This is a genomic window from Micromonospora sp. NPDC050276 (assembly GCF_044459545.1).
Classification (GTDB): Bacteria; Actinomycetota; Actinomycetes; order Mycobacteriales; family Micromonosporaceae; genus Micromonospora.
The window spans coordinates 509,842-533,796 of sequence record NZ_JBITJA010000003.1 but is presented as its reverse complement, the minus strand read 5'-3'; the positions used below and the strand labels follow the sequence as shown (position 1 = coordinate 533,796).

Below are 23,955 nucleotides of genomic sequence, written 5' to 3'. Positions count from 1 at the left end.
CCGTGGCCCAGCCGATTGCGTCCACCCCGCCGCCGGCCCCCTCGCCGTCGCCGTCCGCGACGGCGAAACCCGCGTTCAAGAGCCTGGCCTGGTACGTGTCCCAGGTGCCGGCCTTCCCCGAGGCGCCACTCCCGCAACCGGTGCCGCTGCCCACCACCGGCACGGCGGCGTTCTGGCACCGCCTGCCGACCGAGCAGAAGGTCGCCTTCATCACCATCGACGACGGTGGTCTGGTCCGCCCGCCCGGGGTGATCGACTTCATCTGGCAGGCCCGCATCCCGGTCACGATGTTCCTCAACTCACCGGCGGCGGCGGAGCACACCGACTACTTCCGGCAGATCCAGGTCGCGGGCGGGACGGTCGAGAACCACACGATCAACCACACCTCCCTGGCCGGCCGGTCGTACGCCTACCAGAAGCAGGAGATCTGTGGCGCGGCGGACAAACTGGAGGCGCTGTTCGGCACGCGGGCGACGCTGTTCCGCCCACCGTTCGGCGAATACGACAGCACGACGTTGCAGGCCGCGTACGACTGCGGCGCGAAGGCGGTCCTGCACTGGACCGAGACCGTCCACGAGGGCAAGGTTCGCTATCAGACTCCCGAGAAGGTGGTGCACCCCGGCGACGTCCTGCTCATGCATTTCCGGCCGGCACTGATGGACGACCTGCTCGCGGCCCTGAAGGCGATCCACCGGGCGGGGCTCACCCCAGCCCTGCTCACCGACTACATCCGGTGACCGCGTCGCCGCCGACCTGACGAAAGTCAGGGTCACCCGCCGCCGTTCGGGCGCGGTGCGGCAACCACCCCCGGCCTAGCGTCAGCGCATGATCACATTACGTGGGTTGACGAAACGGTTCGGGTCGACCGTCGCGGTCGACGCGCTGACCGTCGACATCGCGCCCGGCCGGGTCACCGGCTTCCTCGGCCCCAACGGCGCCGGCAAGTCCACCACCATGCGGATGATCCTCGGGCTGGACCGTCCCACCGCCGGGCAGGCCCTGGTTGGCGGGCGCGCGTACCGGGAGTTGCGCCGGCCGCTACACACGGTGGGCGCGCTGCTCGACGCTCGGGCCATCCACCCGGCCCGGTCCGGCCGGGCGCACCTGCGGGCCATGGCGCACAGCAACGGAATCCCGATCCGCCGGGTCGACGAGGTGCTGGACACCGTGGGGTTGGACGGACGGGCCGCCGGTAAGCCGGGGCGGACGCTCTCCCTCGGCATGGGCCAACGGCTCGGAATCGCCGGCGCGCTGCTCGGCGACCCGCCGGTGCTGATGTTCGACGAGCCGGTGAACGGCCTCGACCCCGACGGGGTGCGTTGGGTGCGGCAGCTGATGCGCTCGCTGGCCGACGAGGGGCGGACGGTCTTCGTCTCCAGCCACCTGATGAGCGAGATGCAGCTCACCGCCGACCAGCTCGTGGTGATCGGGCGGGGACGACTGCTCGCCGACGCGCCGATCGGCGAGGTGATTGCCCGCAGCACGGTGGCGGTCCGGGTCCGCAGCCCGCACCCGGACGGCCTGGCCGCCCTCGCCGCGCGCCTCACCGCCGTCGGCGCGAGCGTCGAGGCGGCCGACCGCAACGAGCTCACCGTCACCGGCGCCACCGCGGACCAGGTCGGGGACCTGGCGCACGAGCTGGGGGTACGACTGCACGAGCTGAGCGCGCACGCCGCGTCGTTGGAACAGGCATTCATGGAACTAACCGCCGACAGCGTCGAGTACGCCGGTGGCCCGACCGGAGGTGGGGCACGATGAGCACCAGCACTCGTGGTGGCGTCGTGGCCGCCGAGTGGACCAAGCTCTCCTCGGTGCGCAGCACCTGGTGGACGGCACTGGCGGGGCTGCTGGTGATGGCAGCGAGCGCCGGCCAACTGGCCATCTACGTTGCCAACGGCAACACCAACGACGACCCGGCCGACGACCGGGGCATCGTCACCGTCGGCAGCGTACTGATCGACTCGGTCGAGCTGACCCAGTACGTGGTGCTGGCGCTCGGCCTGCTCGCGATCACCGCAGAGTTCACCGGCGGCACCATCCGGACGACGTTGCAGTGCACCCCGTCCCGCGGCCGGGTACTGCTGGCCAAGGCCGCGGTCGCCGGCGCGGTCACCTTCGTGCTCGGGCTGCTGCTCGGCGGCGTCGGCGCCCTGGTCGCCCGGCCGGTGCTCGGCGAGTGGGGCAGCGCCCCGACCGCCGACACGATCGGCGACATCGTGGCGGTCGCGGCCTACCTGGCGCTGGTCGGCGTGCTCGCCCTCGGCCTCGGCGCCGCGCTGCGCAGCGCGGTGCTCACGCTCACCGTGCTCCTCGCCACCCTGATGATCGTGCCGCTGTCCCTACAGGAGCCGGACATCGACGTGCTGAACCGGATCGCCGACGTGTTCCCCGGCGTGGCCGGCGGGCACTTCCTGGCCGGCGACACCGAGCCGTACCCGAGCCTGGTCGGGCTGCTCGTGCTCGCCGGGTGGGCCGGCGCCGCGTTGCTGCTGGGCCGCGCCGCCCTGCGCCGCCGCGACGCGTGACGTGCTGAGCGGGGGCTGCCCGGCCCCCGCTCAGCCATCGACCAGCCCCGCCTCGTACGCGAGGATCGCCGCCTGCACCCGGTTGCGCACATCGAGCCGGGTGAAGATGCTGGTCAGGTAGCTCTTCACGGTGCCCTCCACGAGGTGCAGCCGCCGGGCGATCTCGGCGTTGGAGAGGCCCGCCCCGACCAGGGCCAACACCTCCCGCTCCCGCTCGGTCAACCCGGCCGTACGGTCCCGGGCGGCAGGTCGGCGGGCCAGCCGCCCGGCCCCCAGCTCGATCACCCGACGGGCCACCCTCGGCGACAGGTACGCCCCACCGCCGGCGACCGCGTGCACACCGGCGATCAGCTCACGCGGGTCGCCGGCCTTGAGCAGAAAACCGTTGGCGCCGTGCCCGAGTGCTCGGGCGACGTGGTCGTCCTCGCCAAACGTGGTCAGCATGATCGTCGCGGTGTCCGGCACGACCCGGCGGATCTCGGCGGCGGCCGCCAACCCGTCCAGTCGCGGCATCCGGATGTCCAGCAGCGCGACCCGGGGTCGGTGGGCCCGGACCAGCTCCACCGCCGCGTGCCCGTCGCCGGCCTCGGCGACCACCTCGATGCCGGGATCGCTGGCGAGAATGGCCCGGACGCCGGCCCGGATCATCGCCTCGTCGTCGGCCAGCACCACCCGGATCGGCGGTGCCCCCGTCGGGTCGGTGTCCACTAGGCGATCCACTCCTTGCTGACCAGCCGGCCATCGGTGAAACAGAGCCGCCAGGTCGGCTCCGCCAGGGGGAAGTTGCCGTCGGTGTAGTACTCGCAGCCGGCCCGGTCGCCCGCCGCCGGGGCTTCCAACTGCCGCCGGGGCAGCCCGACCAGCTCCGACCGGGCCGCGCCGACCCGCATCTGGTCGAAGGTGGCACGGTCCAGCACCGTCCCGGCGGTGGCCAACGGGTAGTAGACGAGCGAGAGCGCCAGGGCGAAGCCGACCGGTGCCACGAGCGCCACGAGCAGACTGCGCCGGACCCGCCGTCGGGCGTCGTGCAACCGCCGCTCGGCATCCACCGGCCGCTCCACCGGGCCGGCCCACTCGTCCGACCGTACCGCCGACCCGCCCTCGACCACCTCGGCCGCCGACCCGACCGCCTCGTACGGCGGCGCGGTGATCGGCAACACCGCCCGTACCGCGAAACCGCCCTCGGCCCGGTGGCCGGCGTCGAGCGTCCCACCGGCGAGGCGGACCCGCTCGGCGAGGGCGAGCAGCCCACTGCCCTGCGACGGCGGGGCGGGCAACGGACCGGCCGGCGGAGCGTCGTTGACGACGGTCACCTCAACCCGGTCACCGTCGCGGCTGAGGCGCACGACGACCGGGGCGCCCGGGGCGTACCGGGCCGCGTTGGTCAGCGCCTCCCGGACGATCCGGTGGGCCGCGTGGCCGGTCATCGCCGGCAGCTGCGCGACCGCCGGGACGGCGTCCAGCCGTACCGCCATGCCGGCCTCCCGGGCCCCCTCGACCAGGTCGGCGACGGTCTCCCCACTCGGGCGCAGCGGCGCGCCACCCTCCTCACGAAGCACCCCGATGATCTCGTGTAGTCGTTCGGTGGCGGCGGAGACGCTGTCCCGCAACTCGCCTGCCGCGGCCCGGTGCCGGTCGTCCAGATCGGCGGCGACCTCCAGGGCGGCGGCGCGCACCGCGATGAGACTGAGGTCGTGACCGAGCGAGTCGTGCATCTCCCCGGCGATCCGGGCCCGCTCCCGTAGCCGGATCCGCTCGGCGGCACCCCGCTGCTCCCGGGTCAACGCGTCGACGTGCCGACGACCCGCGTCGGCCAACTCCTGCTGCTGGCGGCGGTACCGGCCGACCAACCAGGGGAAAACAGCGGCGAAGAGCAACACCGAGGCGAGCAGGAACCAGGTGGCCGCACCGGTGCCGAGCAGCCCCAGGTTGAGCGCCGTGCCACCGGCCGCGATCAGCAGAAAGACCATGATCACCGGTCCCGCGGTGGCGCTGCGCCGGCCGGCGAGATAGCTGAACACCGGAATGGCGAACACGAAGTTCCCATCGACCAACGACCCGAGCACCACCACCACCAGGGCGACCAACGGCTGACGTCGACTCGCCACCACCGCCACACCGAGCAGCAGCAACTTGCCGAGCAGCAGCGGCAACCCGTACCGCGGATAGGGCGGGCTGGCCCCGGCATAGCCGACCGGCGCGGCCACCACCGCCCAGAGCAGCACGTCCAGCAACAGGCGGCGCCGCCGGTGCAGCCAACCCGGCGGCGCGGAGTCGAGGATCCGCACGGCGGTCAGGCTACCCACGCCCGACCTGCCCGGACACCGACGAAAGTCAGGTGTTCAGCCGCTCTCCTCGGCCCAGACCCGCCAGTCGTCGAGCACGCCGTGCAGCGCCGGAGTGAGCCAACCCGGCGCGGAGCGCCGGAACACCCCCGGGTCCATCGTGCCCGCGCCGGCAGGCAGCGCGCCGAGCAGATTCGGCACCAGGTCGGTGAGATTCGTCCAGTGCACCAACTCCGGCCTGGTCGGCCACGCGCCGATCACCACCCCGGCCGGCACCGCCCTACGGTCCAGCGCCTCCAGGGTCAGCGCGGTGTGGTTCAGCGTGCCCAACCCGGCGCGGGCGACCACCACGGCGGGCGCGCCGAGCGACACCGCCAGGTCGGCCATCGTCCACGCCTCCCCCGACGGGCGCAGCCCCATCGGCACCAGCAACCCGCCCGCGCCCTCGATCAACACCAGGTCGTGCTTGTCAGCCTCCGCACGGACCGCGTCCACCGCCGTGTACAACTCCAGCGGCGGCAGGTCGGCGACCCGCGCGGCGGCCAACGGGGCGAGCGGATCCGGATAGCTGGCCAAGGTCCGACCGGTCAACGGCGCGGCCAACCGGTTCACCACGTCCACGTCACCAGGATCACCACCGGCCGTACCGGTCTGACCCGGTTTGACCACCGCCACCCGCAACCCAGCGGCCTGCGCGGCGGCCGCGATCGCCGCGGTCACCACCGTCTTGCCGACCTCGGTGTCGGTCCCGGTAACCAACACCGGCCCCGCCCACCCGGTCATGGGTCCACCTCGGTTCGCGACTGCGGGGCTCGCAAACCCGGCTCACTCCTCGCGCTCACGGGGCGCAGTCCACGATGACGTCCAGCGCCCGCTCGAACGCCACCCGGGGCACCCCGGCGCTGACCGTGAGGCGCAGGCGGGAGCGGCTGTCCGGGGTGGACGGTGGCCGGAAACAGCCCACCGCGACGCCCCGGTCCCGGCAGTCCGCCGCCCAGGCGCTCGCCGCCTCCGGCCCGGGGGCCGTCACCGAGATCACCGCCGCGTCCGGGGCGGAGACGGTCAGCCCAGCCGCCCGCAGTCGACCGACCGCCAGCTCGACCCGGTCGGACAGTTCGGCGCGCAGGTCGTCGCCGGCCTGGGCGAGGCGCAGCGCGGCGTGCACGCCGGCGGCGACCGCCGGCGGCAGTGCCGTGTCGAAGATGAACGTGCGCCCGGTCTCGATCAGGTGCCGGACGAACTCGGCCGGGCCGGCGACGACGCCACCCGCACCACCGAGCGCCTTGGACAGGGTAGCGGTGACCACCACGTCCGGTTCGCCGGCCAGCCCGGCAGCCGCGACCGCGCCCGCCCCGGCCGGGCCGGTCAGGCCGACCGCGTGCGCGTCGTCGACCAGCAGCAGCGCGCCGTGGCGGCGGGCCACCGCGTGCAGCCGAGCCAGCGGAGCGAGGTCACCGTCGACGGAGAAGACCGACTCCGTCACCACCACCGCCGGGCGACCCGGAGCGGCGGTGAGCGCGGCGGCGACCGCGTCCACGTCGGCGTGCGGGGTGACCACCGTCTCGGCGCCGGAGAGGCGGCAGCCGTCGATCAGGGAGGCGTGGTTGTGCGCGTCGGAGACGAGCAGCGTGCGAGGTTGGACGAGTGCCCGCAGCGCACCGAGGTTGGCCAGATAGCCGGAGGAGAAGACGAGCGCGCCGTCGGTGCCCAGCCATCGGGCCAGGTCGTCCTCCAGCGCCCGGTGCGCCTCGGTGGAGCCCCGCACCAGGCGTGACCCGGTCGCCCCCAGCCCGTACGCCGACAGTGCCGCCGTGGCCGCGGCGGTGACCCCCGGGTGGGTGGCCAGGCCGAGATAGTCGTTGCCGGCCAGATCGGTCAACTGATCGTCGGCGGGACGCGGGTGCAGTCGGCGGGTGAGCCCGGCCTTCGCCCGCAGCTGCGCGCGGCGGTCGAGCGCCGCCAGCCAGTCCGCCACCGTCACCCCTCCCCCCGCTGTGCGTGCCGGTCAGCCCGACACCCGCCGGGCGAAATTACCACCCGCCACTAGCGGCCCGACGAATCCACTCGGTGCGAGCTGTCCACCAACTGCCAGGGCATTCCGGCTGATCGGGGGGCCTTGTAGGGTACGAGCCATGCCAGAGATCCTCGACCAGGCCCGGACCCAGGTCCTGGGTGACGGTGTCGGCCTCGATCAGGCCGGCATTCTCGCCGTGCTGAACCTGCCCGACGAGCACCTGCCCGCCGCCCTCCAGCTCGCCCACGAGGTGCGCATGCGCTGGTGCGGCCCGGAGGTCGAAGTCGAGGGGATCGTCTCGCTCAAGACCGGCGGCTGCCCGGAGGACTGCCACTTCTGCTCGCAGTCGGGCCTGTTCACCTCGCCGGTGCGCTCGGTCCTGCTGGACATCCCGTCGCTGGTCGAGGCGGCGAAGCAGACCGCCAAGACCGGGGCGACGGAGTTCTGCATCGTCGCCGCGGTTCGCGGCCCGGACGCCCGGCTCATGAAGCAGATGCGCGAGGGTGTCGCCGCCATCAAGGCGGAGGTCGACATCCAGGTCGCCGCGTCGCTGGGCATGCTCACCCAGGAGCAGGTCGACGACCTGGTCGACATGGGCGTGCACCGCTACAACCACAATCTGGAGACCTGCCGGTCGTACTTCCCCAACGTGGTCACCACGCACTCGTGGGAGGAGCGCTGGGAGACGCTGCGGATGGTTCGCGACTCCGGCATGGAGGTCTGCTGCGGCGGCATCCTCGGGCTCGGCGAGACCGTCGAGCAGCGGGCCGAGTTCGCCGCGCAGCTCGCCGAGCTGGCCCCGCACGAGGTGCCGCTCAACTTCCTCAACCCGCGGCCCGGCACCCCACTGGGTGACCGCCCGGTGGTGGAGGGCAAGGACGCGCTGCGGGCCATCGCCGCGTTCCGGCTGGCCATGCCGCACACCATCCTGCGGTACGCCGGTGGCCGCGAGATCACCCTCGGTGACCTGGGCACCCGTGACGGTCTGCTCGGCGGCATCAACGCGGTGATCGTCGGCAACTACCTGACCACGCTGGGTCGACCGGCCACCGCCGACCTCGACCTGCTCGACGAGCTGAAGATGCCGGTGAAGGCGCTGTCGGCGACCCTGTAGAAGACGGATGAGGACGACGTGACCGAGCTTGTCGAGCCCGTGGTGGCGCCGCGCTGGTGTGACCGCTGCGGCACGGACGCGGCGAACGGCGGGCACGAGCCGTGCGCGGCGGCCCGGGCGCTGGAGCCTCCGCGCTACTGCCGGCGGTGCCGGCGCCGGATGAAGGTGCAGGTGCTGCCGGTCGGCTGGTCGGCGGTCTGCGTCGAGCACGGCGAGATCCGGGGCTGATCCGGTGCTGCGCGGGCAGGCGGTGACGTTGCGGCCGGTGACCGACGACGACGTGCCCGCGCTGGCGGCCATCCGGGCCGCCCCGGAGGTACGCCGCTGGTGGCGCGGGGGCGACGACCTGGCCGCGTCCGTGCGCGCCGACCTGGCCGACGACGAGCTGGCCCTCTACGCCATCGAGCACGACGGCCGGGTGGTCGGCGCGATCCAGTGGTACGCCGAGCCGGACCCGGACTACCGGCACGCCAGCCTGGACGTTTTCCTCGACCCGGCGGTACGCGGTGCCGGCCTCGGCGGGGACGCCATCCGCACCCTGGTCCGGCACCTGATCGACCAGCACGGTCACCACCGGTTCACCATCGACCCGGCGGCGGCGAACACTGCGGCCATCCGGGCGTACGCCAAGGTGGGCTTCCGTCCGGTGGGCATCCTGCGCCGCTACGAGCGCGGCTCCGACGGCCGCTGGCACGACGGCCTACTGATGGACCTGCTCGCCGACGACCTCACCGGCTGAGCGTCCAGCGCCGACGCCACGTCCGTCCCCGGCGCGCCGGGTGGACCCGAGCGGTGGGATGGCGCCCTGCGCCCCCGGGTCCACCGGACGAGCCGGCATCGCCCGTTGCCTCAGGCGGCCCTGCCGCGCAGGAAGACGGCGGCGACGAGGACACCGAGCCCCACCAGGGCGGCGTTGACGGCGATCGCGATGGTGACGCCGTCCAGGATCGCCGCTGCCGTGGCAGCACCCGTGGTGGCCGCGGTGACGATCGCGGCCATGACCGGTGTGCCCATGGTGATGCCGACCTGCTGGGACATGGTGGCCAGGCCGGTGGCCAGGCCCTGCTCCCGGTCCGGCAGTCCGCTGGTGGCGGTGACCATGAAACCGACGATGACCAGCATGTTGCCGACGCCGCCGAAGAAGGTGGCGGGCAGAAGCAGCGCCATCGAGGGAACTGTCGCCATGCCCAGAAAGAGGAGGGCAGCGGTGAAGACGGCCTGAATGAGGCCGCCCGCGACCAGCGTGGTCAACGTGGAGGTCTTGGCGATCACCCTCGGGGCCAGCAGGCCGCCGACCAGGGTGCCGAGGCCCAGGACGCCGAAGGAGATCCCGGCGACCAGGGCGGAGAAGCCGAGAGTCTTCTGCATGTACAGGGTGAGGAGGTAGACCAGCGAGGTCTCCGTGACGAAGGCGAGCAGTCCCAGCACATTGCCCCAAGCCACGTTGCGGCGACGCAGCACCCGCAGCGGGACGAGCGGCTGGGTCACCTTCCGCTCGACCAGGTAGAACACCACCAGCAGCAGGACTCCTGCGAGCAGCCCGGTCAGGGCGCGCGGGTCGGTCCAGCCGTGCTCGCCAGCCTGGGTCAGGCCGTAGACGAGCCCCAGCAGGCCGAGGGTCACGGAGAAGGCGCCGGGCAGGTCGAGCCGGGGACGGTCGGTGGGCCTCGACTCCTGGATGACCAAGGGAGCGATCAGCAGAACGGCGAGGACGACGGGCACGTTCAAGAAGAAGGCCCAGCGCCAGGAGAGCAGGTCCGTGAGAACGCCACCGAGGATGGCACCGGTGGTGAACCCGGCCGACATCAACGCTCCGCTGAGCCCCAGGGCCTTCTGCCGCTGCGGGCCTTCGGGAAAGGAGGTGGTGAGCAGGGCGAGCCCGGCGGGGGTGGCCGCCGCGGTGGCCAGGCCCTGGGCGACGCGGGCGACGATCAGGCCCTCGGGGCTGGTGGTGAGGCCGCCCATGAGGGAGGCCGCGCCGAGCAGGCCGAGGCTGCCGAGGAAGATCCGCTTACGGCCCACCAGATCGCCGATGCGGCCGAAGAGGAGGGTGAAACCGGCCGCGCTCAGTGCGAAGGAGGTGGCGATCCACTGGAGGTTAGACAGGGAGAAGCCGAGACCGTCGCCGATCGCGGGCAGCGCGACGTTGAGGATCGAGAAGTCGACGGCCAGCATGAACTGGGCGACCAGCAGGACGGCGAGGACCAGCCGGAGTCGGCCGGTGAGCCGGAGTGGATGCGGGGGGTTGGCGACGAGAGACGCGGTGCGCTGCGGAGCGGCGCTGACTGCGGACATGACCTTCGTTCCTTTGCTGAGCGGACGCCAGTGGCAGGCACCCGAGACCGCTTAACGGGTCTGGAGTCCCATTACTCCGCGAACCGTATCACCCCGCATGGTCGTAACGGAACTCCCGTTCCGATAACATGTCTCTGCGTCATCGTTCGTCGCGCGAAGGAGATCCACCCCATGGCTGAGCCCCCCGCTCCCGGCACCATCCGGCCCGGTGGCCGCACCGCGCGCGTCCGCGAAACCGTCCTCCAGACGGCCGCCGACGTCCTGGCTGAGGCGGGCTTCGACGCTCTGGACCTAGCCGAGGTTGCCCGTCGGGCCGGGGTGGGCCGGACCACCGTCTACCGCCGCTGGGGCACCCCCGGCACACTCGCCGCGGACCTGCTCGACGACATGGCGGCCCAGTCCCTGCCTCGCACCGACACCGGCTCCGTCGAGGGCGACCTGCACGCCAACGCCCACCTGGTGGTCGAAACCCTCAACGACCCCCGGCAGGAGCGCCTGTTCAAGGCCCTGATCGCCGCGTCGCTCTGCAACGAACAGGCCGCCGAGGCACTGCACCGCTTCTACACGACCCGCATCGAGGAGTGGTCCGGGTGCGTCACCGACGGCGTCCGGCGCGGTGAACTCCCCGCCGGCACCGACGCCCGACGCGTCATCGCCGCCGTCTCCGCCCCGCTCTACTACGCACTCCTCAACACCGGTGCCCCCCTCACCGAAGCCGACGCCGACCGCGCTGCCGAAGCCGCCCTCGCCGCAGCCCGCGCCGGGATCTGGGCCACAGCCGTCGACGAGGCAACGCCCGCGCGTCGCTCCCCCTAGCGACCGGCCGACCGTCGCCCGCCCACGACGGGCCCGTCCCCGGTGCCGGTCAGCCGCTCACCCCGCCGCGGGATCGGCTACCCCGGGACGAAGTTCGCCGACGACCTCGCCAACTGACTCAGCCGTCCCAGCACAGGTGCCCGTCGGAAGTTTTGCGGGCACCCTCGGCCGGGCGGTGCGGGCTGAGCCGCCCGGCCGGCAGCAGATGCGCCACGGGTGTACGCGGCGTACGCCCGGAACGCGGCCACCGTCCACCAGGTGTCCGGCTGTGGCTCCCCGGCCGGGATGTGCCGACGGCCACCCAGGCGCGGCTCCCAGCGGTAGTCGACCCCGCGCTCGGGCAGCCAGCGTGCCAGCTCCTCGCGCCGGACATCCGGGTTGGTACGGCTGGCCAAGTAGCGGCGCACATCCACCACCAGGGCGACCCCGGCCCCGGTCAGCAGCTCGCCCAGCCGCACCCGGTCGGCCGCGCCGTGTCCGACGGTCAGCAACTCCCGCACGACGCTGGTCTGCCCCGAAACCCGATGACCTGTCCCTCACGCTCCGCCGGGCCGCAGGATTCGATCGGCACCGATATCCTTCGGTCATCTCTCCGCAGCGATCCCATCTGCGTGACCTCGCCGGGTGCGCCCTGCCACCGCTGGTGCTCGCCGTGGTGGGGCTGACCCACCCGATGCTGCTCACCCCGGCCAGCGCCGAGCACTGGTGGGACCTGCACGTATGGCTGCTGCCGGTGTTCCCGCTGCTGGCGCTCGGCCCGTGGCTGACCGTACGCGTGGCGGCCGGCGGTCGGGCGCTGTTGGTGGCAGTCGCGGTTCTGGGATACGCGTACGCCGTCTGCTACACCGCGTTGGACGTACTCGCCGGGGTCGGCCGGCACGGTCAAGCTGCGCGGCGGGGGTGACGCGGCGGCCATCGCGTCGCTCTTCGAGGCGGGCAACGCGATCGCCGAGGTCGGCGTGTGGGCGTTCCTCGCCGCGGTGGTGCTCGCCGCCGCGGTCGCGCTGTGGCGACACCGGTGGGTCGCCCTGCCGGGCGCCGTCCTGGTGGTCGGCGCGGGCGTGTCGTTCCTGGACAACCACATCGACTGGCCCCCGTGGCGTGCTCACGATGCTCGCCCTGGCGGCCGGGGGGTGTCCCTGTGGTGGGCGGCCCACCGCCCCGCCCGCGACACCGCCCCCTGACCGCACCCACGCCCGCCCACATCCGCCCACCCACGCCTGCCACGTCCACCCACCGACGCCCGCCGCATCCACCCACCCACGCCGGGCACGTCCACCCACCCACGCCCGCGCGGACACGCTTGCCCGGACACGCCCGCGCGGACACGCTTGCCCGGACACGCCCGCGCCTGCACGCGCCAGCGCGGCGGATCTTGGACAGTTACCGTTCCGCGTTGACGGTAACTGTCCAAGATCTGGCGGCGCGGCCGTGGCACGGCGGCCAGACTCGTCGAAATGCTGCCTACCGACGACGCCGACGCCCTCGACTGGCTCGCCTTCGAGCAGGCGGGCGTCCTCACCACTGCCCAGGCCACCCGGTTGCTGACCGAGGGCGTGGTGCGGGGCCGGATCCGCTCGGGTCGCTGGCGCTCGATCTGCCGCGCGATCCTGCTCACCGGCAACGGCCGGCTCACCCGCGACCAGCAGCTCTGGGTGGCGGTACTCGCCGCAGGCCCGGGCGCGGTGCTGGCCGGTGCCACCGCCGCCACCGAGGCGGGGGTACGCGGACTGCGAATCGAGCCGCTGCATGTGCTGGTGCCGGCCGTTCGCCGTGCCGCGCGGACCAGCCTGCGGCGGCTGCCGATCGACATGCCCGCGGTCCTGGTGCACCGCACGTCGGTGCTGCCGGAGGCGCACGTCCAACTGGGCCGCCCGCCCCGCACCACGACCGCGCGGTCCCTGGTGGACGCGGCCGGCTGGGCGCGCACGGTGGACGAGGCGCAGGGGCTGCTGGCCGCCGGCTGCCAGCAGCGACGGGTGCTTGCCGACGAACTCGACGCGGTCCTCGCCGTCCTGCCCCGGGCGCCCCGCCGGCGCCTGATCCGGCAGACCATCGACGACGTCGCGGGCGGCGCGCAGGCGCTGTCCGAGATCGACTTCGTGCGGCTCTGCCGGCGGTACCGACTGCCCGCCCCGGATCTACAGAAACACCGGGTCGACGCGGCGGGACGGAACCGTTGGCTGGACGCGTACTGGCGGGAGTGGCGGTTGCAGGTCGAGATCGACGGCGCGCACCACATGGACGTCCGGCAGTGGGCGGCCGACATGCGCCGGCAGAACGACGTGTGGACCAGCGGCGACCGGATTCTGCGCTTTCCGGCCTGGCTGGTCCGCGCCCGCCCCGACGAGGTCGCCGCCACCGTCCGCGGCGCCCTGGTCGCCGCCGGCTGGCGCACCTGAGCACGCCGATCTTGGGCAGTTGCCGTTACCTGGTAACGACAACTGTCCAAGATCTCGGCTCAGGCGAGGGTGCAGAGGGTGTTGTTGAGGGTGACGGCGGTCGGTTTCAGGTTGGCGCCGCTGTACGTGCCGTTGAAGCCGAAGCTCACCGACGCGCCCGCTGCGATCGTGCCGTTGTAGGACAGGTTCGTGGCGGTGACCGCCGCGCCGCTCTGACTGATCGCCGCCGACCAGCCCTGGTTGACGCGCTGGCCGCCGGGGAAGCTGAACCGCAGGGTCCAGCCGTTGATCGCGGTGGTGCCGGTGTTGGTGATCGACACGTTGGCGGTGAAGCCGGTGCCCCAGTCGGTGGTGGCGTACCCCACCGTGCAGGTGCCGCCGACCGGCGGGGCCGCGGTGGTCACCGCGACCGGCGCGGACGCCGCGGAGGTGTTGCCGGCCGCGTCCACGGCCACCACGTAGAACTGGTACGCCGTCGAAGCGGTCAACCCGGACACCGCCTGGGTGGTGCCGGTGGGCGAGGCGACCAGCACGTCGGTGGCGCCGGCCTCGCGGTACACCCGGTAGCCGGTGACGCCCACGTTGTCGGTGGACGGGGTCCAGGCCAGGGTGAGCCCGGTGGCGGTGACCGCCGAGGCGACCGGAGTGCCGGGCGTGCTCGGCGCGGTGGTGTCGGCGGTGCCGGCCGGTGGCGTGGTCACCGTGAGCTTCGGCGAGGCGGCGGACGTGTTACCCGCGCCGTCGCGGGCCACGATGGTGTACTCGAACGTCCGCTCCGGCAGCAACGTGGTGATGGTGATCGAGTTCTCGGTGACCCGCCGGGTCGCCACCACGTCGTTACCGACCATGAACTCACGCACGTCGTAGCCGGCGAGGCCGCTGCCGCCGGTGTCCGTGGACGGCGCCCAGGTCAACGTGACCGAGCGGGGCGTGAGGCCAGATGCCACCGGGGTGCCCGGGACGGTCGGCGCGGTGGTGTCCGGAACGGCCGGGCCCGGCTCCTCACCCCAGACCCGGGTGGCGCCGGAGTAGAGCGGCACCTTCCGGTTAGGCCCGGCGGTGGCCTGGTACGACGGGTCGTTGGTCGGGTCCCAGGTGCCGCCCTCCGGTACACCGATCTTGAACTGGACCTCCATCCGGTGCTGCGACTGACCCGCCGGGGCGATGGTGTACCCGGTGCAGTCCACCTCGACGTACCAGATGTCCCCACTGAACTGCTTGGCCGTGGTCGGGGACGGGCAGCCCTGGGTGTAGCCCGCGGTGACCTGCACTCCGCCGGTGCCGTCGGGCCGGAAGTAGTACCGGAACCGGCCGTCGGTCAGCGCGCGGGCCGGGAACGCGGACTTGTTGTAGACCATCACCTTGAGCCCGGTGGCCCGCGGTTCGGCCTGCGTCACCGTGGTCTCCACGGTCAGCTCGTCGATGTCCGGCGTCTCGGCGACCGGGAAGTTCGCCAGCGGCGTGCCGCCGTACTCGGAGGTCAGCCGGACCAGCGCGGACGTGAAGCCGGCGTTGTAGTCCGTGGCCACCTCGTTCATCACGTAGTCCGACCGGCTGTCGCTGTACGCGTCGTTGGCCGAGGACGGGCCGCCGACCAGCGCGCCGTAGAGGGTGTGCCGGGTCTCGACGGGCACGGTCTGGCTGTCCCACCAGGAGCCGTGCGCGGTGCGGTGGTGCGGGTTGCGCGGCGAGTTGGCGCCGAACCCGATGACGTAGCTGGAGTTACGCGGGTTGTCGCCGAGCGCGTAGTTGATCTGCCGGACGGCGAAGTCGTGGTAGCGCGCCTTGCGGGTGGTGTCGGTGGTCTTGTCGCTGTAGACCAGTGCGGCGAAGGAGGTGTTCGCGGCGTAGCGCAGCGCGCCCCAGGAGTCGAGCACCGCCATCCCGCCCGGCGAGTAGGGCACCCGTTGCCCGTTCACCCCGACGGTCCAGTAGTCCAGCCACCGGTTGGCGTCGTCGACGTACTTCTGCTTGCCGGTCAGGTTGGCCAACAGCACGTACGCGCCGAACTGCTTGTTGTCCCAGGCGATGGTCCACTTGTAGGAGCGGGTGGTGGTCTGGTTCTCGGTGCCGAGCTTGTCGTACTCACTCTCGGCCTTGGCCAGGTAGCTGGCCTCGCCGGTCGCCCGGTGCAGCCAGATCGCAGCCCAGACCAGCTCGTCCTGCCAGCCGCTCCACGAGCGGTAGAAGCTCGTGGCGTCGGTGATGCACTCGTGGTAGGCCTTCCGCACCGTGTCGGCGAACGTGTAGAGCTGCCGGGCGTGGCCGAGCAGCTTGTCCGCGTACGCGGCGTCGGTGGGCCGGAACACCATCGACGAGGCGGCCATCGCGGCCGCCGTCTCCCCTGCCAGGTCCGCGCCGCCACAGCTCGCATCGATCTTGTACGCGGGCCGCGCCATCGGCATCACCTCGGCCGGACCCCACCACTTGTGGTCGTCGTCGCCCTTGCCGACCTGTCCGTAGAGGACGTTGGCCGAGGGGTGCGCCTTGATGAAGTAGTCGTTGACGAAGCGCAGGTTGTTGAGCAGGTGCGGCAGTTGTCCGGACGCGGTGTAGCCGCTGCGGTACTCGACCGCACCCCAGGCGAGCATGGTGGCGCTGAACGCCATGGGGAAGCCGAACTTGACGTGGTCGCCGGCGTCGTACCAGCCGCCGGTGAGGTCGAGACCCGCGCTGGCGCCGTCGGTGAGCGCGCTGTCTCCGCGCCAGGAGACCCGGTTCCAGTCGGGCAGTCGACCGGACTGCTGCGCCTCGTAGAAGAGCAGCGACTTCTGCAACGCCTCGGCGTAGTTGTAGGTCGCCGCCGGCGCGGCGGAGGCGGTCCCGGTCAGGGGGGCGGCGACCACGAGGGACAGTCCGGTGAGCAGGGCGATGCCGGCGGCCAGCATTCGCCTGGGCCAGGGCTGGTCGGCGACCGGCGGCCGGCCGGATCGGCCGGGAACCGGCCGGGTCAGATGGCGCATGGCGGGCTCCTGTCGGAGGCGCCGCCGGTGGTCGCACCGAACGCGGGACGGCGTGGGGGCGGCGTGGCCACCGGCGACGGTGGGGTGGCGGTGTCACCAGGGGCAGCCGTGGAAGCGCTCCCATGGATAGTCGACAATGTATCGGCCGTGACGTCGCTTGGGAAGCCCGCAAGCGCGGACAGCGCCGCAAGGCTCGTACGCGTTACGACGACACACGCACGGCAACCCGGAAAGTCGACCCGGCGGCCACTTCCGTCCAGGACGCCACCCCTGCTCAGCCCGGTTGGCCGATGCCGCTGACGACCCCTGAAGACGGATCATGGGCCGCCCCCTCGACCCAATTTCGGAGGATCCCCATGCCACTGCGTCGGCGCCTGACGCGCGCGGCCGTCTGCACGGCCGCCACCACGGCCGCACTCGCCATCACCTCCCCGGCCTGGGCGCTGAGCACCGTCCCCCTCAACCCGGCCCACGTCGGGGCGACGGCGGGGAAGTTCCAGCAGGAGTGCCGGGACCCGAAGTTCGACACCCGACCCGCCAACCAGGACGGTTGGCATTTCGTGCTGCCCACCAACAAGGCCGGTGACTTCCAGAGCCTGACCCTGACCTTCACGGACACCGGGGGCGCGTCCGTGCGGGTGACCGTGCCGGACCCCACGGATCCCTACACCGACTTCCTGTCCGCCAACGGCAACGGCGACAAGCAGGTCAAGCACGCCTACCTGTTCACCCCGGCCGGATGGACGCTGACCGGCGGCAGCGCCGAGGTCAGCGGCGAGGGCGACAAGTTCAACCTCAGTCACACCTGCGCCGGCACCGCCAGCACCGGGTCACCGACGCCCACGCCGACCACCGGGTCACCGACGCCGACCACCGGTTCACCGACGCCTTCCGTCGCGCCGACAGAGTCGACGACGCCGGGCGGATCGCCCTCCCCGTCGGGGAGCGCTGGCGGCGGTGGCGGCGGCGACAACGGGGGTAGCCTCCCGATCACCGGCACGGCCGCCACCAGCATCGCGCTCGGCGGTCTCGCCCTGATCGCCGGCGGCGCCCTGCTGATGATGCGCCGACGTCGCGACCGCATCACCTTCACCAGCTAGACCGGCGGACACCCGCGACCGACCCTGGACCTCGCTCCTGCCGTCGGTCGCGGGTGTCACTCCCACCTCGCGGCCGGCGTACTCGCAGGTAACCTCAGTTGACGACATCACATCATCGATGACCGCCGATGTGTGGACTACTGCATCCGCAGCTCAGACCCTCGGCGCCCGAGCGGGCCGTCGGGCATAACGGTGCCAACAACGTCCAACCAGACAAACGTACTGTTGCTGACCCGCTACCGAGCGCGAGACAGTACCGATCACCAGCGGTGCCATCGACGCCGCCGCTCCCCGGTCAACCCTGAGGAGGAGCGATGGCACTACTACGGCTCGCCGACGGCACCGCCTGGGCCGACATCCTGGCCCGCGCGGTGGCCGTCACCCCGGAGGCGTTCGGCGCCGAGGTCGACGGCGTCATCACCCTGCACAACCTGGTCGAGGGCGAGTGGCGGGCAGGCGGCCAGCCCGCCGCGGTCCGCACCCCGGTGGACAACACCGTCGTCATCAACCTGCCCCGGCTCGACGCCGACACCGCCCGCGCCGCGGTCGCGCACGCCGCCGCCGCGCACCGGGCCTGGGCCCAGACCCCCCTCGCCGACCGCAAGGCCCGGGTCGTCGACGCCCTGGACTCGCTCACCGCCCACCGCGACCTGCTCGCCCTGCTGCTCGTCTGGGAGATCGGCAAACCATGGCGGCTGGCCTGCGCCGATGTGGACCGGGCGCTCGACGGCGTCCGCTGGTACGCGGGCGAGATCGACCGCATGCTCGCCGGCGGCCGCAAGCCACTACCCGGCCCGGTCAGCAACATCGCGTCGTGGAACTACCCGATGAGCGTGCTGGTGCACGCCGAGCTGGTGCAGCTCCTGGCCGGCAACGCGGTCATCGCCAAAACCCCCTCTCAGGGCGGCGCGGTGTGCCTGACCGTCGCGCACGCCCTGATGCGCCGGGCCGGTCTGCCCGCCACGCTCGTCTCCGGTAGCGGCGAGGAGTTGTCCGAGGTGCTGGTCCGGGCACCCGAGATCGGCGCGGTCGCCTTCGTCGGCGGCCGGTCCAACGGTGGCAAGGTGGCCGCAGCGCTGCTCGACAGCGACAAGCGGCACTTCATCGAGCAGGAAGGGCTCAACGCCTGGGGCATCTGGAACTTCTCCCAGTGGGACCTGCTCGCCACCCACCTCAAGAAGGGCTTCGAGTACGGCAAGCAGCGCTGCACCGCCTACCCCCGGTTCGTGGTGCAACGCGACCTGGTCGATGAGTTCCTCGACATGTACCTGCCGGTCGTCCGCTCGGTCCGCTTCGGTCACCCGCTCGCCGTCGACGACGACTGGGCCGCCGGTGACCCGCTACCCGAGCTGGATTTCGGGCCGCTGATCAGCGCCGCCAAGGCCGATGAGCTACGCCGCAAGGTCGACGAGGCGGTCCGCGGCGGCGCGGTCCCCCTGCACCGGGGCAAGCTCACCGGAGCGCCGTTCCTACCCGGGCAGGACATCTCGGCGTACGTGGCGCCGTCGGTGCTGCTCGCCCCGCCCGGCCGATCGCGGCTGATGCACGCCGAGCCGTTCGGGCCGGTCGACACGATCGTCGTGGTGGACACCACCGATGAGCTGCTGGCCGCGATGAACGCCTCCAACGGCGCGCTGGTGGCCTCGCTGGCCTGCGACGACACCGACGAGGCCGGCAAGCTCGCGGTGGACCTGCAGGCGTTCAAGGTGGGTATCAACAAGCCGCGCTCGCGCGGTGACCGGGACGAGCCGTTCGGCGGCCGGGGTGCCTCCTGGAAGGGCGCGTTCGTCGGCGGCGACCTGCTGGTGCAGGCCGTCACGGTCGGCGGCGACGGCCGGCTCTACGGCAACTTCCCCGACTACAACAGCTACCCCACCACCTGACAGCCTCACGGGAGAGGCCCCTTGTGGAGGCGGCTCGGCGCACACAGGGGGCCTCATCCGCGCGTACCGTCGGGGAATGGCATTGATCGCGCAGCTCTCCCTAGGCGTGTCCGACGCCGAGCGGGCGGGGACGTTCTGGGCCGCGGCCCTCGGCGCCCGGATCGTGAACTGGCGGCACTAGAGGAGGACGCCGCTAGGTACGGGGCGTGGAGAACGCGCCGTTCCGGTCCGCCGTGCCGGTGACGGCGAGCGGGACCGCGACGGTGAGCAACCCGCCGTCGCGCTCCACCGAGCCGGGTCGGCCCAGCCGGCGCAGCGTCCGCAGCATCGGATCGTTGCTGGCCTGGAGGTGCAGCACCAGTGCGGCGTACCCGGACCGGTCGGCGTGCTGAACCAACCGGCGCAGCAACGCCGAGCCGAGCCCGCGCCGCTGCCAGTCGTCCCGCACCAGCAACGCCACCTCGGCCTCGTCGCCCTCACCGAGCAGGTTCGCCATCGCGACGACCGAGTCGGCCGTACCGTCCGGGCCAACGGTCGTGGCGATCAGCGTCAACCCTCGGCTCGGCTCCAGCAGCTGGCGCAGGCGGGCCGGCTGCGGCAGCGCCGCCCCACCCAGATAACGCCGCTGTCGGCTGCGCGGTGAACACGCCTCGTGCAGCTCCACAACGCCGGACAGGTCGTGCGCGCTGGCCGGCCGGACAGCCACCTCCGCGCCGTCGGGCAGCACCAGGGTGGCCTGTTCGGCGGCCCGGCGCGCCACGGTGGCGGCCAACTGAACCAGCGCCTGCGCCCGCGCGTACTCCGCCGGGGTGAAGTCGGGCGCGGCCCGGCGCAGCGCGAACGAACCGCCCGCCGGGTCGGCCAGCACCATGCTGGCGCCGCTGATCCCCCGTTCGACGCCGACCGACGCCGGCCGCCAGCTGACGACGTCGGCGGCGAGCAGGGCCCGCAACGCCTCGCCCGTCGCGTCCGGGTCACGCACCAGCCGGTTGGCCAGCCCGAGCACCCGCGTGGGCTGGTCGGCCAGACCACGCGCCTCGCTGCGCGCCACCCAGCAGTCCCGGCCCCGACCCCGCTCCACGGCGGCGATCAGCTCGGCCTCGTCGAGCGCGTCCGGTGCGTCGACCAGGAAGTCGTCCACCGCGCCGTGCTCGGTGGGCTGCACCTGCACGGTGAGGATGTTGACCCCGCGCAGCGCGAGGCTCGCCGTGAGCACCGACAGGTAACCCGGCCGGTCGTCCACCGTCGCCCGGATCCGCCACAACGTCATGGTTGGCTCCCTTCCCCGGTAAGAGCCTCACCCCCGCCTGTTGCCACCCGGTTGCTCGGCGGTGTCGGCCCGGGAACTCCTCGGGCCGTTCAGGGGCCGGCGACCACCGGCGGCGCGCCGACGAGATCCAGCCGGTCGCCGAGGATCACCGCGCAGGCACGGACGAGCTGGGTGAGCCGGTCCACCTCGGTGCTGTGGAACGCCGCGGCGGAGAGGGTCTCGCTGTGCTCGCGGGCCACCACCAGCACCAGGCCGGCCCGGCCGAACGGCGCGATCGCGTGGTGGGTGCCGTCGGGCGTGGTCATCGACCGACCGCGCAGCGGGGTCACCTCCGGCAACCGCGGGGGTACGGGAGCACGCCAGCTCGCATGCCCCACGGTCGCCCCGCCACCCCCGGTCCGCGAGGCCCAGTCGACCGGCACCACGGCGGCCACCGCCCAATCGGCGGCCAGCAGCCCGGGCACCGCGTCGACCAGGGTGGCCAACCCGTCTGCCGGGTTGGCGGCGACCTGGGCCAGCAGCTCCGCGTCCTGGCCGGTGGTGGTGGGCGCGCCGATCGCCCGCCACACGCCGTCCACCCGCACGCCCGGTATCGCCGCCAGGCCAGCCAGCAGCCGCTCCACCCGCGCCGCACCCGGCCAGACGACCGTGAAATCGTCCACCGCGCGCCCGCCGAGTCGTTCGAGGACCACCACCTGGACGATGTCCGCCCCGGAGACGCCCAACGTACGGGCGACCTGACCGAGGGTGCCCGGACGGTCCGGCAGGGTGACCCGAACTCGCAGCAACATGTCTGTCCCTCCGCTCGGCGGGCCGGCGCTAGAGCGGCCGGCAGGCTGCTCCCAGCCTGGTGGTTGACCATTTCGTCCCTGTTGCAGGGGCATGTCCCGAGCGGAAATTCCGACCTTGACAACGTGAACGGGCTGCCATCAACTAGTCGGATGAGCGATCCGGCCGTCGATGCGTCGCGGCCGGGGGCCGTTTCCGTCTCCCCTGCGGGGCTCGACCTGGGCCGACTCGCCGACTATCTGACCCAGCACCGACCCGAGCTGGCCGTCGGGCCGGTGCGGGCCCAGCTGATCGCGGGCGGCAAGTCCAACCTCACCTACCTGCTGCGCCTCGGCGACCGCGAGGTCGTGCTGCGCCGTCCCCCGCTGGGGCATGTGCTGGCGACCGCGCACGACATGGGCCGCGAGTTCCGGGTCATCTCGGCGCTGGCACCGACCGAGGTGCCCGTCCCGGGCGCGCTGCTGCTCTGCACCGACCCCGAGGTGATCGGGGCGCCGTTCTACCTGATGGAGCGGATGCCCGGTGAGGTGTTCCGCACCCGGGCGCAGACCGACCCGCTGGGCGACGAGCGCCGCCGGGCCCTCGCCATGGCGATGATGGACACGCTCGCCGCGCTGCACAGCGTCGAGCCGTCCACGGTCGGGTTGGCTGACTTCGGCCGCCCCGAGGGTTACCTCGCCCGGCAGGTCCGCCGCTGGGCCGGGCAGCTCGACCGCTCCCGCAGCCGCCCGCTACCCGGCATCGACGAGCTGCGTGACCTGCTCGCGGCGACCGCCCCGGAGGGCGCGAACGCCGGCCGGATCGTGCACGGCGACTACCGGCTGGACAACCTCCTCGCCTCGGCCGACCCGGTCGCCGTGCACGCGGTGCTCGACTGGGAGATGGCCACCCTCGGCGATCCCCTCGCCGACCTGGGGCTGCTGCTGACGTACTGGGACGTGCTGGGTGGCAGCGAGACCACCGCCGGCAACCCGGTCGCCGACGGGCTCGGCCCGCGCGCCGGCTTCCCCACCGGCAGCGAGCTGATCGACCGGTACGCCGGACGCGCCGACGTGGACGTCGGCCCGCTGCACTGGCACGTGGCGCTGGGCTGTTTCAAACTCGCGGTCATCTGCGAGGGCATCCACTACCGCCACACGCTCGGGCAGACGCTCGGCGAGGGCTTCGACCGGATCGGCGAGATGGTGGCACCGCTGGTCACGCACGGGCTGACCGCCGCCAGGGAGCGGTGATGGACTTCTCATACGACGCCCGGACCGAGGAGCTGCGCGACGAGCTGACCCGGTTCCTGACCGAGCACGTCTACCCGGCCGAGGCGGTGCACGCCGAGCAGGTGGCCGCCGGGGACCCGTGGTCGCGTACCCCGGTGTTGGCCGAGTTGAAGGCGGAGGCCCGTAAGCGCGGCCTGTGGAACCTCTTCCTGCCCGACCCGCGCTACGGCGCCGGCCTGACCAACCTCCAGTACGCTCCCCTGGCCGAGCTGACCGGGCGCAGCCCGCACCTCGCGCCGGAGGCGGTCAACTGCGCGGCTCCGGACACCGGCAACATGGAGTTGCTGGCCGAGTTCGGCTCGGAGGCGCAGCGGCAGCGTTGGCTGATGCCGCTGCTGGAGGGTGAGATCCGCTCCGCGTTCTGCATGACCGAGCCGGACGTGGCGTCCTCCGACGCCACCAACATCGCCACCCGGATCACCCGCGACGGCGACGAGTACGTGATCAACGGGCGTAAGTGGTGGTCGTCCGGGGCGATGGACCCCCGCTGCGAGATCTTCATCGTGATGGGCAAGACCGACCCCACCGCCGACCGGCACCGCCAGCAGAGCATGGTGCTGGTCCCCCGGGACACCCCCGGGGTCACCGTGCGCCGCGGCATGACCGTCTTCGGCTACACCGACGGGTCGCACGGCGGGCACGCCGAGATCGACTTCACCGACGTCCGGGTGCCCGCGGAAAATCTGATCGGCGCCGAGGGCACCGGTTTCGCGATCGCCCAGGCCCGGCTGGGGCCGGGCCGGATCCACCACTGCATGCGGCTGATCGGGATGGCCGAACGGGCACTGGAGCTGCTCTGCCGCCGCGCCAACGAGCGGATCGCGTTCGGCCGGCCACTGGCCGAGCAGGGCGTGGTCCGCGAGTGGATCGCCGAGTCCCGGGTCCGCATCGAGCAGGCCCGGCTGCTGGTGCTCAAGACGGCCTGGCTGATGGACACCGTCGGCAACAAGGGCGCGCACACCGAGATCCAAGCCATCAAGATCGGCACGCCGGCGATGGCGGAGTGGGTGATCGACAAGGCCATTCAGGGGTACGGCGGTGCCGGCGTCAGCCAGGACACGCCACTGGCCGCCCTCTGGGCGCAGACCCGCACCCTGCGCCTCGCCGACGGCCCCGACGAGGTCCACCGCAACTCCCTGGCCAAGCGCGAACTCCGCCGCTGGGCCCGGTAACCCCCACCCTCGTTGATCATGAAGTTATTGCCCTCCACGTCGTCGTGTCAGGGCAA

At 72.6% G+C, this 23,955-nt stretch carries 23 protein-coding genes; 14 read left to right on the top strand and 9 right to left on the bottom strand.

Annotation, left to right across the window (positions count from 1 at the left end; all coding sequences use genetic code 11):
* The first annotated feature begins 2 nt into the window (after window positions 1–2).
* The 3 genes from ACIBF8_RS08515 to ACIBF8_RS08505 all read left to right on the top strand — a co-directional run bounded on the left by ACIBF8_RS08515 (window position 3) and on the right by ACIBF8_RS08505 (window position 2,525).
* On the top strand, window positions 3–737 hold the full coding sequence (locus tag ACIBF8_RS08515; RefSeq protein ID WP_396781696.1) for a polysaccharide deacetylase family protein: 735 nt from the start codon (window positions 3–5) through the stop codon (window positions 735–737).
* An 88-nt stretch (window positions 738–825) separates the two neighbouring features.
* A complete protein-coding gene (locus ACIBF8_RS08510; RefSeq protein ID WP_396781695.1) occupies window positions 826–1,758 on the top strand; it encodes an ABC transporter ATP-binding protein in 933 nt (310 codons plus the stop codon).
* Window positions 1,755–2,525: an ABC transporter permease gene (locus tag ACIBF8_RS08505; protein WP_396781694.1), complete on the top strand. Its 771-nt coding sequence runs from the start codon at window positions 1,755–1,757 to the stop codon at window positions 2,523–2,525. The genes ACIBF8_RS08510 and ACIBF8_RS08505 overlap by 4 nt, the downstream gene beginning before the upstream one ends.
* Window positions 2,526–2,555: 30 nt before the next feature.
* Here the strand turns inward: ACIBF8_RS08505 and ACIBF8_RS08500 are convergent, their stop codons facing one another.
* The 4 genes from ACIBF8_RS08500 to ACIBF8_RS08485 are packed head-to-tail and all read right to left on the bottom strand — an operon-like array spanning window position 2,556 to window position 6,785.
* A complete protein-coding gene (locus ACIBF8_RS08500; RefSeq protein ID WP_396781693.1) occupies window positions 2,556–3,233 on the bottom strand; it encodes a response regulator in 678 nt (225 codons plus the stop codon).
* Entirely contained in the window at window positions 3,233–4,831 is a 1,599-nt protein-coding gene (locus ACIBF8_RS08495; RefSeq protein ID WP_396781692.1) for a sensor histidine kinase, read from the bottom strand. Before ACIBF8_RS08495 ends, ACIBF8_RS08500 begins: the two co-directional genes overlap by 1 nt.
* 36 nt (window positions 4,832–4,867) lie before the next feature.
* Window positions 4,868–5,593 (bottom strand): dethiobiotin synthase, encoded by a 726-nt coding sequence (gene bioD / locus ACIBF8_RS08490; RefSeq protein WP_396781691.1) that lies wholly within the window; start codon window positions 5,591–5,593, stop codon window positions 4,868–4,870.
* Between the two features lie 55 nt (window positions 5,594–5,648).
* Window positions 5,649–6,785, bottom strand: a complete 1,137-nt coding sequence (locus tag ACIBF8_RS08485) for an 8-amino-7-oxononanoate synthase (protein WP_396781690.1) — start codon at window positions 6,783–6,785, stop codon at window positions 5,649–5,651.
* Between the two features lie 157 nt (window positions 6,786–6,942).
* Between ACIBF8_RS08485 and bioB the strand changes: the two genes are divergently transcribed.
* From bioB to ACIBF8_RS08470, 3 genes are read left to right on the top strand one after another with little or no spacing between them, the layout of a single operon-like run.
* Entirely contained in the window at window positions 6,943–7,938 is a 996-nt protein-coding gene (gene bioB / locus ACIBF8_RS08480) for a biotin synthase BioB (RefSeq protein ID WP_396781689.1), read from the top strand.
* An 18-nt stretch (window positions 7,939–7,956) separates the two neighbouring features.
* Window positions 7,957–8,166, top strand: coding sequence for a hypothetical protein (locus ACIBF8_RS08475; protein WP_396781688.1), 210 nt, complete (start codon window positions 7,957–7,959; stop codon window positions 8,164–8,166).
* 4 nt (window positions 8,167–8,170) lie between these two features.
* Window positions 8,171–8,677 (top strand): GNAT family N-acetyltransferase, encoded by a 507-nt coding sequence (locus tag ACIBF8_RS08470; RefSeq protein WP_396781687.1) that lies wholly within the window; start codon window positions 8,171–8,173, stop codon window positions 8,675–8,677.
* Between the two features lie 110 nt (window positions 8,678–8,787).
* On the opposite strand, the gene ACIBF8_RS08465 is transcribed toward ACIBF8_RS08470, so the two are convergent.
* Window positions 8,788–10,233 carry an MFS transporter gene (locus ACIBF8_RS08465; RefSeq protein ID WP_396781686.1) on the bottom strand — a complete coding sequence of 482 codons (1,446 nt, stop codon included), beginning with the start codon at window positions 10,231–10,233 and terminating at the stop codon, window positions 8,788–8,790.
* A gap of 171 nt (window positions 10,234–10,404) precedes the next feature.
* Between ACIBF8_RS08465 and ACIBF8_RS08460 the strand changes: the two genes are divergently transcribed.
* Window positions 10,405–11,049 (top strand): TetR/AcrR family transcriptional regulator, encoded by a 645-nt coding sequence (locus tag ACIBF8_RS08460; RefSeq protein ID WP_396781685.1) that lies wholly within the window; start codon window positions 10,405–10,407, stop codon window positions 11,047–11,049.
* 77 nt (window positions 11,050–11,126) lie between these two features.
* On the opposite strand, the gene ACIBF8_RS08455 is transcribed toward ACIBF8_RS08460, so the two are convergent.
* Window positions 11,127–11,549: a DUF488 family protein gene (locus ACIBF8_RS08455; RefSeq protein WP_396781684.1), complete on the bottom strand. Its 423-nt coding sequence runs from the start codon at window positions 11,547–11,549 to the stop codon at window positions 11,127–11,129.
* A gap of 152 nt (window positions 11,550–11,701) precedes the next feature.
* Between ACIBF8_RS08455 and ACIBF8_RS08450 the strand changes: the two genes are divergently transcribed.
* From ACIBF8_RS08450 to ACIBF8_RS08440, 3 genes are all read left to right on the top strand, one after another.
* Window positions 11,702–11,953 carry a hypothetical protein gene (locus ACIBF8_RS08450; RefSeq protein WP_396781683.1) on the top strand — a complete coding sequence of 84 codons (252 nt, stop codon included), beginning with the start codon at window positions 11,702–11,704 and terminating at the stop codon, window positions 11,951–11,953.
* A 55-nt stretch (window positions 11,954–12,008) separates the two neighbouring features.
* Window positions 12,009–12,233, top strand: coding sequence for a hypothetical protein (locus ACIBF8_RS08445; protein WP_396781682.1), 225 nt, complete (start codon window positions 12,009–12,011; stop codon window positions 12,231–12,233).
* 273 nt (window positions 12,234–12,506) lie between these two features.
* The gene (locus ACIBF8_RS08440; RefSeq protein WP_396781681.1) at window positions 12,507–13,451 is read left to right on the top strand and encodes an endonuclease domain-containing protein; all 945 of its coding nucleotides are present in this window, start codon (window positions 12,507–12,509) and stop codon (window positions 13,449–13,451) included.
* A gap of 59 nt (window positions 13,452–13,510) precedes the next feature.
* Here the strand turns inward: ACIBF8_RS08440 and ACIBF8_RS08435 are convergent, their stop codons facing one another.
* Window positions 13,511–16,414 carry a glycoside hydrolase family 9 protein gene (locus ACIBF8_RS08435; RefSeq protein ID WP_396781680.1) on the bottom strand — a complete coding sequence of 968 codons (2,904 nt, stop codon included), beginning with the start codon at window positions 16,412–16,414 and terminating at the stop codon, window positions 13,511–13,513.
* A 356-nt stretch (window positions 16,415–16,770) separates the two neighbouring features.
* Here ACIBF8_RS08435 and ACIBF8_RS08430 point away from each other — a divergent pair, with 356 nt between their 5' ends.
* On the top strand, window positions 16,771–17,514 hold the full coding sequence (locus ACIBF8_RS08430; protein WP_396781679.1) for an LPXTG cell wall anchor domain-containing protein: 744 nt from the start codon (window positions 16,771–16,773) through the stop codon (window positions 17,512–17,514).
* A 314-nt stretch (window positions 17,515–17,828) separates the two neighbouring features.
* On the top strand, window positions 17,829–19,397 hold the full coding sequence (locus ACIBF8_RS08425; protein ID WP_396781678.1) for an aldehyde dehydrogenase family protein: 1,569 nt from the start codon (window positions 17,829–17,831) through the stop codon (window positions 19,395–19,397).
* 193 nt (window positions 19,398–19,590) lie between these two features.
* On the opposite strand, the gene ACIBF8_RS08420 is transcribed toward ACIBF8_RS08425, so the two are convergent.
* Together ACIBF8_RS08420 and ACIBF8_RS08415 are read right to left on the bottom strand one after the other, a co-directional pair.
* Window positions 19,591–20,667 (bottom strand): GNAT family N-acetyltransferase, encoded by a 1,077-nt coding sequence (locus ACIBF8_RS08420; protein ID WP_396781677.1) that lies wholly within the window; start codon window positions 20,665–20,667, stop codon window positions 19,591–19,593.
* An 89-nt stretch (window positions 20,668–20,756) separates the two neighbouring features.
* A complete protein-coding gene (locus tag ACIBF8_RS08415; protein WP_396781676.1) occupies window positions 20,757–21,458 on the bottom strand; it encodes an amino acid-binding protein in 702 nt (233 codons plus the stop codon).
* A gap of 150 nt (window positions 21,459–21,608) precedes the next feature.
* Between ACIBF8_RS08415 and ACIBF8_RS08410 the strand changes: the two genes are divergently transcribed.
* Window positions 21,609–22,688, top strand: coding sequence for a phosphotransferase family protein (locus tag ACIBF8_RS08410; protein ID WP_396781675.1), 1,080 nt, complete (start codon window positions 21,609–21,611; stop codon window positions 22,686–22,688).
* Window positions 22,688–23,899, top strand: coding sequence for an acyl-CoA dehydrogenase family protein (locus tag ACIBF8_RS08405; protein ID WP_396781673.1), 1,212 nt, complete (start codon window positions 22,688–22,690; stop codon window positions 23,897–23,899). Before ACIBF8_RS08410 ends, ACIBF8_RS08405 begins: the two co-directional genes overlap by 1 nt.
* Window positions 23,900–23,955 lie beyond the last annotated feature (56 nt).